Origin of the sequence: Peptoniphilus sp. SGI.035 (assembly GCF_050315115.1) — a bacterium.
Lineage (GTDB): Bacteria > Bacillota > Clostridia > Tissierellales > Peptoniphilaceae > Peptoniphilus_A.
In genome coordinates, this window is record NZ_JBNPOJ010000002.1 from 70,610 (window position 1) to 82,364 (window position 11,755).

11 protein-coding genes are annotated in these 11,755 nt (G+C 30.5%); 9 read left to right on the top strand and 2 right to left on the bottom strand.

Annotated features, from left to right (window positions below; translation table 11 throughout):
• The first annotated feature begins 46 nt into the window (after positions 1–46).
• The 5 genes from ACQRC6_RS01595 (at position 47) to ACQRC6_RS01615 (ending at position 5,446) form a co-directional block, all read left to right on the top strand.
• Positions 47–1,045, top strand: coding sequence for a threonine aldolase family protein (locus ACQRC6_RS01595; protein WP_427847433.1), 999 nt, complete (start codon positions 47–49; stop codon positions 1,043–1,045).
• Between the two features lie 8 nt (positions 1,046–1,053).
• The gene (locus tag ACQRC6_RS01600; protein ID WP_293559217.1) at positions 1,054–1,689 is read left to right on the top strand and encodes a hemerythrin domain-containing protein; all 636 of its coding nucleotides are present in this window, start codon (positions 1,054–1,056) and stop codon (positions 1,687–1,689) included.
• 308 nt (positions 1,690–1,997) lie between these two features.
• A complete protein-coding gene (locus ACQRC6_RS01605) occupies positions 1,998–4,715 on the top strand; it encodes a heavy metal translocating P-type ATPase (protein WP_427847434.1) in 2,718 nt (905 codons plus the stop codon).
• The gene (locus tag ACQRC6_RS01610; protein WP_427847435.1) at positions 4,712–4,981 is read left to right on the top strand and encodes a metal-sensing transcriptional repressor; all 270 of its coding nucleotides are present in this window, start codon (positions 4,712–4,714) and stop codon (positions 4,979–4,981) included. The genes ACQRC6_RS01605 and ACQRC6_RS01610 overlap by 4 nt, the downstream gene beginning before the upstream one ends.
• 9 nt (positions 4,982–4,990) lie before the next feature.
• Positions 4,991–5,446 (top strand): hypothetical protein, encoded by a 456-nt coding sequence (locus tag ACQRC6_RS01615; RefSeq protein WP_075659740.1) that lies wholly within the window; start codon positions 4,991–4,993, stop codon positions 5,444–5,446.
• Positions 5,447–5,508: 62 nt separating this feature from the next.
• On the opposite strand, the gene ACQRC6_RS01620 is transcribed toward ACQRC6_RS01615, so the two are convergent.
• The gene (locus ACQRC6_RS01620; RefSeq protein WP_427847436.1) at positions 5,509–6,912 is read right to left on the bottom strand and encodes a phospholipase D-like domain-containing protein; all 1,404 of its coding nucleotides are present in this window, start codon (positions 6,910–6,912) and stop codon (positions 5,509–5,511) included.
• A 121-nt stretch (positions 6,913–7,033) separates the two neighbouring features.
• Here ACQRC6_RS01620 and ACQRC6_RS01625 point away from each other — a divergent pair, with 121 nt between their 5' ends.
• The 3 genes from ACQRC6_RS01625 to ACQRC6_RS01635 are packed head-to-tail and all read left to right on the top strand — an operon-like array spanning position 7,034 to position 8,905.
• Complete coding sequence (locus tag ACQRC6_RS01625) at positions 7,034–7,423, top strand: GntR family transcriptional regulator (RefSeq protein ID WP_293559227.1); 390 nt, start codon at positions 7,034–7,036, stop codon at positions 7,421–7,423.
• Positions 7,413–8,255, top strand: coding sequence for an ABC transporter ATP-binding protein (locus tag ACQRC6_RS01630; RefSeq protein ID WP_427847437.1), 843 nt, complete (start codon positions 7,413–7,415; stop codon positions 8,253–8,255). Before ACQRC6_RS01625 ends, ACQRC6_RS01630 begins: the two co-directional genes overlap by 11 nt.
• A complete protein-coding gene (locus ACQRC6_RS01635; protein ID WP_427847438.1) occupies positions 8,252–8,905 on the top strand; it encodes an ABC-2 transporter permease in 654 nt (217 codons plus the stop codon). The genes ACQRC6_RS01630 and ACQRC6_RS01635 overlap by 4 nt, the downstream gene beginning before the upstream one ends.
• A 148-nt stretch (positions 8,906–9,053) precedes the next feature.
• Here ACQRC6_RS01635 and ACQRC6_RS01640 read toward each other — a convergent pair whose 3' ends face one another.
• Complete coding sequence (locus ACQRC6_RS01640; protein ID WP_427847439.1) at positions 9,054–9,944, bottom strand: LysR family transcriptional regulator; 891 nt, start codon at positions 9,942–9,944, stop codon at positions 9,054–9,056.
• A 214-nt stretch (positions 9,945–10,158) separates the two neighbouring features.
• Between ACQRC6_RS01640 and ACQRC6_RS01645 the strand changes: the two genes are divergently transcribed.
• A complete protein-coding gene (locus tag ACQRC6_RS01645; RefSeq protein WP_427847440.1) occupies positions 10,159–11,682 on the top strand; it encodes an aldehyde dehydrogenase family protein in 1,524 nt (507 codons plus the stop codon).
• Positions 11,683–11,755: the final 73 nt, after the last annotated feature.

Here is an 11,755-nt window from a genome sequence, read left to right on the forward strand (position 1 = left end):
TTTTACATTTAATATATAATGTTGATTAAGAATAGGGTGGGTGGCTATGAATATTTTTTTAAACGATTACAATGATTTTGGTTCAAAAGAAATCTACAACGAAATAAGTAAAATTTTTGACGAGAAAATTTCTGGATATGGATTAGATAAAATTTCAAACTCTGCACGAGAATTAATTTTAAAAGAAATAGATAGGGATGCAGATATTGAATTTGTTTCAGGTGGTACTGCTACAAATATTTTGGCGACAACTTTTTGTTTAAGACCTTATGAAGCAGTTTTGTCTGCTTCTACTGGGCACATAACTCATCATGAGACGGGATCTATTGAGGCAACGGGTCATAAAGTTGTGACAATTAAAACCTCAGATGGCAAAATAAGGGCAAGTGAAATAAAAGATTTAGTGGAAAATCAATCTGGAGAAATTGATGTAAAAATAAAAGTTGTCTACATTTCACAAACAACAGAAGTTGGAACAGTTTATTCCCTTGAAGAGATAAAAGAAATTTATAGAGTTTGCGAGGAAGAAAATCTTTATTTATACATTGACGGAGCGAGAATTGCTCACGCAATGGCTGCAAATAATACAAAATTATCGGATTATGCTAAGTATTCTCATATTTTTTCTATTGGCGGCACAAAGAATGGTGCAATTTTTGGCGAAGCTTTAGTAATTTTAGAAGATGACTTGAAAAAAGATTTTAGATATTATTTAAAACAAAGGGGAGCCATGATGGCAAAAACTTTTTTGATAGGTTTGTCTTTTAAAGTATTATTCGAGGACGGACTTTATTACAAAAATGCAAATAGAGCTTATGAAATGTCAAGACTTTTAGTTGAAGGTCTAAAGGAAATTGGAAGAGAGCCACTTTTTGGCGAATCAAACCAAATATTTATAAAGTCAAATCCAGATGAAATCAAAAAATTAGAAAAAGAAAATATTTTTGAAATAGATAATAAGAAAGACTCAATAATTAGATTAGTTACAAATTACAGAACATCAGAAGAAGACGTAAGAGGATTTTTAAATTCTATTAAAAATTAGGAGGAATTATGTTAGACAGAAATATGACAGTTGAAGCTGCAGTAATGGAAAACCCAAAAGTTTTAATGGAACTTCAAAAGCTTGGTGCAGAATATGATTTTATCGCTATGGAAAGTCTGGAAGACGCACTAAAATCTCTTGGCGAAAACTACGATGTCTTTATAAAAAAAGTTGAAGACCACACTGATTTTAAAGATATGCAAAGAGTTAGAAAGATGAATAAAGAAGAGCTCATAAACTATATTATAGACGAAATTCATCCTAAGGAACTTGAAACTATTGAAAAAATTGATGGCATTTTTAGAGGCGCAATCAAAAAATATTATAGAGAAAGAGGGGAACAACTTTTTGTAATTTATGAAGTGCTTCTACTAATTAAGGCAGAACTTGTTTCACACTTTTCTAGCGAAGAAGAGTTTGAATTTAAGGACTCTTTAGCAGGAAAGAACGTGGATTTTGAAAATCTTATTGCAGAACATGAAAAGACAATTGGACTTTTTGACAGAATAAAATACCTAACTCGCGACTATAAGATGAATGCAGAGGAGCCTGAAGTTAAAGAACTTAACAAACTTATGGGTGAACTTGACGAAGACATGAGAAGACATATTTACATCGAAAACGAAATTTTATTTAAGATGTAATAGCAATTAATAAATAATTAGGGATGGTTTAGCTTTGCTAGACCATTTTTTGATTATTTTAGTTACATAATTCCAATTGGTTTATTTTTATTATAAAAATTATTGAGTATATCAATTTTATCTCCTTTACCAATTCTTTGAAAAAAATTAATAGTATTTATTATTTTAGTGTTATATTTTGTTTTTATAAGATTTTCCTTTGTAACTGTTTTTTATTGTACTAAGAATTATTTTGAAATACTTGTAAAAAAATCAAAGAAGTGTTACTATAAAAACATAGACACCCCAGGGGGAGTGTAGGAGGCAATATGGAGAAAAAATTTGATGTGAGTGGAATGACTTGTGCATCTTGCGTTGCCAATGTAACTAAAGCTGTGGAAAAGCTAGATGGCGTTATAGATGCAAATGTAAATCTCATGACCAACTCAATGAGGGTAAATTACGACGAAAATAAAGTAAATGATGAAAAAATTATAAATTCGGTGGAGAAGATTGGCTACGGAGCAAGAGTTGCTGGTGAAAAAAATTCAGTAGAAAATAAAATAGATAATAGAGAAAAAAATTTAAAAAATAGACTTATTTATTCAACTATTTTTATGCTCGTGCTAATGTATGTAGCCATGGGACATATGGTAAAATTACCAAGTCCATGGATTTTCCAAGGGAGAGAAGGTTCAATAATTTTTGCATTCACACAATTTCTATTGGCACTTCCAGTAGTATACATCAATAGAGAATTTTACATTTCAGGATTTAAGGGACTTAAAAACAGGGCGCCAAACATGGATAGTTTAGTTGCCATAGGATCATTGGCGGCATTAGTCTATGGTATTTTTGCCATTTACATGATGGCTTATGGATTTGGATATGGCAAAATGGAAATTGTTGATAATTACAGACACAATCTTTATTTCGAATCCTCTGCCATGATTTTAACTTTAATAACAGTTGGAAAATATTTGGAAGAAAAATCTAAAAATAAAACTAGGTCATCAATTTCAAAACTTATGGATCTTGCACCCAAAGTGGCAACTGTAATTGAAGATGACAAAGAAACCCAAAAAAATATTGAAGATGTAAGGATTGGCGATGTTTTAATTGTAAGACCAGGAGAATCTGTTGCAGTTGATGGTAAAATAATAGAGGGTTCTTCATCTCTCGATGAATCGGCAGTAACGGGTGAATCTATGCCAGTTTCAAAGTCTATTGGTGATAGAGTTATCTCTGCATCCATTAACACAACGGGGTCCTTTAAATTTGTGGCAGAAAAAGTTGGCGAAGATACGACAATTTCACAAATTATTAAATTAGTGGATGAGGCAAATCAGTCCAAGGCACCAATTGCAAAATTAGCAGACAAAATTGCAGGAATTTTTGTGCCAGCAGTTTTAATTATTTCGCTAGTAACCTTTGTAGCGTGGATGATAATGGGATACGGATTTGAAACTTCTCTTAATTTTGCAATTTCAGTTCTTGTAATATCTTGTCCTTGCGCCCTTGGACTTGCAACTCCAGTTTCAATAATGGTTGCGACGGGTAAAAGTGCGGACTTTGGACTACTCTTTAAAAATGCAGAAGTTTTAGAAAATCTTGGCAAAATTGATGTCATAGTCATGGATAAAACTGGTACTATAACAGAGGGAAAACCAGAAATAACAGATATTATAACAGACCTAAATGAAGAAGAATTTATAAAAATTGCGGCATCAGTGGAAAAAAATTCACAACATCCACTGGCATCTGCAATATTAAAATATGCTAATGAGAAAAAAATAAAATTAAAGAATGTAAATAATTTCAATTCAGTTAGTGGTAGAGGTCTTAGTGGGACTTTGGATGGCACAAAATACTTTGCCGGCAACAAAGAGTTTATGCTTGAAGAAAAAATCGACACAAAAGATTATGAAAACAAAGCAGAGAAGCTTCAAGAAGAAGGCAAAACATCAATGTACTTTGCAAATTCAAAGGAAGTTATTGGCATAATTTCTGTAAAAGATCTTCCTAAAAAGAGTTCTAAAGATGCAATAGGACTTTTAAGGAAAATGGGCAAAAAAATAATTATGTTAACTGGCGACAATGAGAAGACTGCAAAGGCCATTGCTAATGAAATTGGCGTTGATAAAACTTTTGCAGGATTGCTCCCTGAAGACAAAAATAAAAAAATTGATGAAATTCAAAAATCTGGTGAAAAAGTCCTAATGATTGGCGATGGAATAAATGATGCACCATCTCTAGCTAAGGCTGACATTGGAATGGCAATAGGGCATGGCACAGATGTGGCAATTGAATCATCAGATGTGGTGCTAATGAGATCTGACCTTTTAGATGTAGTATCTGCACTTGAACTATCAAAAGCAACAATAAAAAACATCAAGGAAAATTTATTTTGGGCATTTTTCTATAATACAATAGGAATTCCCATTGCTGCGGGAATTTTATTTCCAAAATTTGGCATAAAATTATCGCCAATGATTGGAGCCTTTGCCATGAGTATGAGTTCAGTTTTTGTTGTAAATAATGCTCTTAGGCTTAGAAAATTTAAGCCAAGGGGTATAAATTCTGTAGAAAAACACAATGAAAATATAGAAACTAAAAAAGAAAAGGTAACTACAATAAAAGTTGGTGGAATGATGTGTGAACATTGCGAAAAGAGAGTATCTGAAGCAATAAAAAATACAAAAAAAGCAAGAGAAGTAGTTGCAGATCACAATAGTGGGACTGTAAAATTTATTGACGAGGGAATAACACCTAAAGAGATAAAAGAAGCAGTTGAAGATGTTGGTTATGAAATTATTAAAAATAAAGGAGAAGATAATATGGAAAAAATTTTAAAAGTTGAAGGAATGTCTTGTAATCACTGTGTAGCAACAGTAAAAAAAGCACTAGAAAGTGTAGAAGGCGTGTCTGAAGCCAATGTATTGTTAGAAGAAAAAAGAGCAGAAGTAAAACTCGACAAAGAAGTTTCATCTGATGAGCTTGTAAAAGCAGTTGAAGAAGCAGGTTATTCTGCAAAAATAGAAAAATGAGAGCAGAAAAAGATGTGCAGCTTAGAAAATTAAAAACTGTTAGAGGACAAATTGACGGACTCATAAAAATGGTTGAAGATGACAGGTATTGTATAGACATTTCAAACCAACTTATGGCATCAATTTCCATCTTAAAGAACATTAACAGAGATGTCTTAACAGCACATTTAAAGGGCTGCGTCAAAGAATCTTATAATAAGAGTGAAGGAGAAATCGACGAAAAAATTGAAGAAATAAATAGCATAATAAATAAGCTTTCAAAGTAGGAGTTATTTATGAAAAAAATAGCAATTTTATTTATTGCTTTGGCTTTTTTAACATCTTGCAAAAAAAGCAAAGGCTATGAAATAAAATTTAGATCTGGAGAAAGCTATAAATTTGAAGAGTTATCTGTGAAAGTAATTGACGATGAAGAAAAAATGACTACAAGAGAAATTTTTAATAGCCTTGATGACAAAGATCAAGAAAAGATGAAAGAAATAATAAAATTACTTGAAAAATGTGAAGTTGTCGATGGAGGATACGCTTACGACTCAATACCAGACCACGAGTCTTTGTTGCTTGAATTTAAAAACAAAAAGAATGAGGACATGATTTATATGTATGATACCAAAAGAGATAGAAATACAAAAAAATTCCACTACACATTTTCAGGTAGTCTTGGAAAATACGATAGTCCAGCAATTTTTTCAGACGAAGATTTAATTTCAAAGATAAAAAGCATAGTATAATAATAAAATAAAAACAAAGAAAAATCACGGTCTTTTTTATGCCGTGATTTTTTATAGATTTTTTACCAAGTGCAAAGTCCTGTCTTTTCCTGTATTTTCCAAAGTATTCTCATAAAAAATCTATTTTCATAAAAATTTTCTAAAGGTAAAGTATATTCGCCGTTTTTATTATTCCAAATTCTAGAAAAATACTCTTCCATTTCTCTTGGCAATGTAGAATTTTTTTCCATTTCCACAGCCAAATTTGTTTCCAAGTTAAAATTATCTAAATTTCTCCTTGTATAATTAGCACTTCCAAGTATTGCAAGGGGATTTTTGTCCTTAAATTTAAAATAAATAAATTTTGTGTGAAATTGTTCACCAGAAGTTTGATACCAGCGAATATTTATGTCTGGATAATCTTCCTTTAATTCAGAGAGGGCAGGTCTATTAGGCGTGCCATTTTTTTCAAGACCAAAGGCATCTTTATTTAGGTCGGCGATAATTTTAACATATGCTCCACGCTTTGAAGCTTCACCTAAATCTTTTAAAATTCTAAATTCTGAAAGATAAAACATTCCGAGATTTATTTCATCACCTTTTTTCGCTTTTCTTATATTTTTTGAAATTTCTTCATAAATCTTTCCCTCAGTGATGATTTTTAATTTGTAAGGAGAAGTAATTTCTTCTGCCTTAAAATTTTCTATTACATTAGGAAGTTTGTCAAAAAATATACTTTCAGATTTAATTAAATCTTCCATAGATTTGCCGCGAAAGACCATAGCAACATTGGAATGGTAAGCACTTGGGTCGTGTGGGTTTGCTGATGCAATTAAGGCTTCCTTTTCAGAAATTACAACTTTTCTGTGATTGCCCTTAAAGTTTGAGAGCTTTAAAATTGATCTCACATTTACTTTTTCTGCGTCTTTGTCAAAAAAGTTTTTGATCCAGCCACTGCCAGATGTACCAAACCATTTTACATAGGCCCTGTAACCGCCAGATATTAATACATTGGAATCACGCATTTTATTCAAATCTGTAACCACAACATAAATTCCATTTTCGCGAAGTTTTTTTAAATTATTTTCTTCATAAGCTCCGTAAAAATTATTTATTGGATCTGTAACAAATAAAATTGGCATCTCTGGATTTTCTTTTTTCTTTGCAACTAAAAGATCAGTCATTTTTTCTACTTGATTAGGGAAGTCCATGGACTTGTCGTATTCATCGTTGAATAGGAAAAAATCAATCATTAGAAATTTTTGAGCATTCTTTATAGTTTCCATCTCGCGATTAAAGATTTTTTGCTGGTGAATTCTCTCTCCATCTTTCAGATAAGTAAGGTCGTATAAAAATTCACAATCGGAAGGCTTAAACTCACTGGAAATATTAGTTCCAGCTGGGTTTTTTGTATTTAAGCTGTATAAAATTGGCAAAAAAATAATCAATAAAACAATTAAAATCATAATTTTCTTTTTCTTTTTCAAAGCTCCCTCCTTTAGCTTATTATAGCAAAATTTATGAATTAATTTGTAAAAATTATATATAAAATTAAAGTTGACAGGTGTTATATAGTGTTATATACTGTTATGCAACAAGGAGAATAGAATGAAAATTATTTTGGTAAATGGATCTGCAGTTCCTCTTTATGAGCAGATAAAAAACGCAATTAAAGAAAATATTTTAAAAAATTTTGTGGCTGCTGGTGAACAACTTCCTTCAGTTAGGAGTCTTTCCAAGGATTTAAAGGTAAGCATCTTGACAGTTAAAAAAGCTTATGACGAACTTGAAGCTGAAGGATTTGTTGAGTCGCGACAAGGTCTGGGAACTTTTGTATCTATAAAGGACTCTGAAGTAAAAAGAGAAGAATTACAAAAAAATTTAGAAAATCACTTACAAGAAGCAATAAATTTGTCGGCAGAGTTAAAGTTAGACAAGAAGACAATTATAGAATTATTTGAATTTTTATATGATGAAAGGGTGGACTATGATAAATAAAATTGAAGTAAAAAATTTAAAAAAGAATTATGGAAGTTTTACTCTTGGGCCAAATTCTTTTGGAATAAAAAGGGGATTTATCACAGGTTTTATTGGCAAAAATGGAATGGGAAAGACGACTACAATAAAGTCATTGCTGTCATTAATTAATTATGAAGGAGAAATTTTTGTTGATGGGAAAGATGCAAGAGGTTTAGAGTATCTTCAAGATGTGGGAATAATTATGGACGATTCTTTTTTGTCGAAAGATTGGAACATTTCTCTTGTAAATGAAGCAATGAAATGTGGCTATAAAAACTGGAATGAAGAAAAATTTTTTGATTATTTGAATAAATTTGAGATTGAAAAAAATAAAAAGGTTAAAGAACTTTCTCGAGGAATGAAAATAAAGCTTATGTTTTCAATTGCTCTATCCCATGATTCAAATCTTTTAATTTTAGACGAGCCAACAAGTGGACTTGATCCAAGTATGCGCGATGAACTTACAGATATTTTAAAGGAATTTGTGGAAGATGAGAAAAATACAGTATTATTTTCAACTCACATAACAGAAGATTTAGATAGAATTGCTGATTATATAATTTTTATAGATAAGGGAAAAATTATTGACGACTGCAGTAAAGAAGAATTTGAAGAAAGATATTTTGTATTAAAAGGTGGAGAAGAAGAATTAAAACTCTTAGAAAATTTTGAAGTCCTTGGCATAAAATCAAGCGCAACCTACTTTGAAGCACTTGTGAAAAATATAAAAGAAGGGAGTATCCCAGAAGGAATAATTGTTGAAAAGCCAGATATAAATAAAGTTTTAGTTTTATATGGGAGGAAAAAATGAAAGACATTAAAAAAATAATTAAGCTAGATTATATTTCTATTAAACCCTATTTTACATTAAAAAATTTAGCAATAATGCTTTTATTGTATTCATCTTATTGTTATTTAAGTAAAAATCCATTTATTGCAATGTCAATGCCACTTCTTTTTGCAATAATTTACTCATCTTATCCCTTCTTAATTGGAGAAGAAGCTGGAATTGACGGACTCTATAAAATTTTTGGGATAAATTATAAAAATGTTGTGAGAGGAAGATATGTATTTACCTTAGTTTTATTTGTTATAAGTATAATAATTGGATTAATTTTTTCCATTGCGGCATTATTTTTTGTGGGAAAAATCCATATACAAATAGTATTTGCAAATATAGCAGCTTATCTCATAATTTATGTAATTTTAATTTCGCTTCAATATCCACTTTATTTTAAATATGGATACAAGAAGGCAAAGACATTGTCATCTTTTACTTTTCTTGCATTTGGAGTTTTGTCATTTGCCACAGTATATCTTAGGGACAATATAAAGGGTATGCTAATACTTATGACTGAAAATAAATTTTTTAGCCTTTTAATAATAACATTGATTATTTTGGTTATAATTTCTTCTTCAGTAAAGATATCAGAAAAATACTATAAGAAAAGAGAGTTTTAAAAACTAAATATTCTATCAGTGTCATATATATTAAGAAAAAATTTTTAATGGCTTTGTAATATCCACAGATAAATCGTTTTTCAATCAATTAAATACACAAAAGAACACTAGTGAATTACCGAAAAGTAAGTTTACTAGTGCTTTTTAATTAAAATTTTTTATTTTTAAAATAACTCATGACAAACTTTTTAAATTCAAGCTCATTTTTGTTGAGTTCTGATCCCTGTAACCATATAAAAGAGAAATCCCTTTCAAACAATTTATCTAGTTTAAATACATCTACATTTGAATGCTTAATTTTTTCTGAATTTAGTGTAATTGCTGGTCCAAGTCCGCTTTCTACAAAAGAATGTAACTGAATATCTGACGAAGCATTATAAAGAATTTTGGGATGGAAATTATATGCTTGATATATTTTTTTAATATTGTTGGCCATAGGATAAGATTCATTAAATGCGACAAAATTAGTATTTTCAAAAATAGAGAAGTCACTTATTTTATCTATAAAATGGTATCTATTTTTAGGAGCGATTAAAACAAATTCTTCTTTGAATAAAGAATAATTAATTATTAAAGGATCGTCGATCCTATTACAAAATCCAAACCTACATTTACCAGATTTTACACTTTCAACAACAAAATTTGAGTCAGTGCCTGTTGAAAGCTTAAAGTTTATTTTTTCTTTAGGGAAACTAGTATTAAATTCCTTTAATAGATTAGCTATAAAATCAGAACTTAATGAATCAATAGATATTAAATTTATACTATTCAATTGTTCTTTTGAAAAAGCGGTAATTTCCTTTAGACAACTTTCGTAATTATTTAAAATATTATTTGCGTATTCTAAGAAAATTTTTCCAGAGCAAGTAATTTTAATATTTCTGCCAGATTTAATAAATAATGTAGTATCTAATTCTTCTTCTAGAGAAGCTATTGAGTAACTTAAACTAGAAGTGGATATTAGATTTTCTTTTGCGGCATTTCCATAGTGTTCATATTTTGCTAAAGATTTAAAATAATATAATTGCTGTATATTCAAAAAATCACTCCCTTTGTTTCAAAATTTTGTACAATCAAGCAAAATAATCGAATGATTAATTATTTACATAATACCCTATTTTCAAGGTTTTGTCATGATATAGTGATAAATTTAAAAAAAATCACAAAAAAATTAGGCAAAAACAGGCATTAATCATTCAAAAAAACTAAATGATTGAGCGAAAGATTGGAGAGGAGGAAAACGATACCTCAATTTGAAATCATTGAATACCAACAAATTTGAAGATATTATAAAGATACGGAAAACAATTTCAAAGAATTTATTAAAGGAAGGGATTATTTTGGCAAAAGAAGTTACACAAGAACAATTAAGTGAATTAAAAGAATTAGTTGAAAGAGCAAGAAAAGCACAAAAGGTTATTGAAAATTATACTCAAGAAGAAGTAGACAAATTATGTCGTGCAATATGTGCAAAGTTATATGATGCAAAAGTTTGGGCAGAATTATGTGATGAGGCTGTAGACGAAACAGGATTAGGAGATAAAGTTACAAAAAGAAATAAAAGAAACAAACTTAAACTAATCCTAAGAGATTGTATGAGAGCAAAGAGTGTTGGAGCTATTGAAGTAGACGAAGAAAAAGGTATTACTAAATACGCAAAGCCAGCAGGACTTTTAGCAATTTTAGTACCTACAACAAATCCTTGTTTAACACCAGCAGGTCAAGCTATATACTGCGTTAAAGCAAGAGACGTAATGATTTGTTCACCTCACCCAAGAGCAAAAAACGTTACTAATAAATGTGTTGATTTAATTAGAGAAGCTCTTGTAGAAAATGGAGCACCAGCTGATATAGTTCAATGTATTAAAAACCCATCAATTTCATTAACTCAATATTTAATGGCTGATGCCGATCTAGTTATCGCAACAGGTGGAAAAGCAATGGTTCACTCAGCATATAGCTCAGGAACACCAGCTTATGGATCAGGAGCAGGAAATGCTACTGTTATTATTGATGAAACTGCTAATACTGATGAGAGAATTAAAGAAGCAGCTTCTAATACAAGAATTTCAAAAACATCAGACTTTGGATCAGGATGTTCATGTGATGGAAATTTAGTAATCCATGAATCAATCTACGATAAATTAGTTGAAGCTTTAAAATCAGAAGGCGGATACCTTTTAAATGATGAACAAGCTGAAAAAGTTAAAAAAGTAATGTGGGATGAAGAAGGACACAGACTTCCAAAAACAGTTGCAATTAGTCCTCAAAAATTAGGAGAAGCTGCAGGAACTGAAGTTCCAGAAGAAGCTAATTTCTTAATGGTAACTGGAGGAGGAATGGAAGGCGTTGGAAAAGAACACTTCTTCTCATCTGAAAAATTAACTACATTATTGACTTTATTTAAATATGAAGGAGATTTCGAAAATGCCCTAGACATGATGAGAGCATTATTTGAAGTAGGCGGAAAGGGACACTCATGTGGTCTATATTCATTTGACGATGATCACATTGATGCACTTGGAAAAGCTGCTCCTGTTTCTAGAATTATGATTAGACAACCTAATAACAAGGGAAATGCTGGATCAGCAACAAATGGTATGCCTGCTACATCTTCTATGGGATGTGGAACTTGGGGTGGAAATATTGTATCTGAAAATATAGCACTTAAACACTATATAAACACTACTTGGGTAGCAAGACCTATTAAAGAAGATATGCCATCACTTGAAGAATTATTCCAAGAATTTTATGTAGAAGGAATGGATCAAGAATAATAGAAAAATAAAAGGATGTTTAAAAGCTACTTTTTTAAGTGGCTTTTAAACAAATATAAAACTTAGGAGGAAT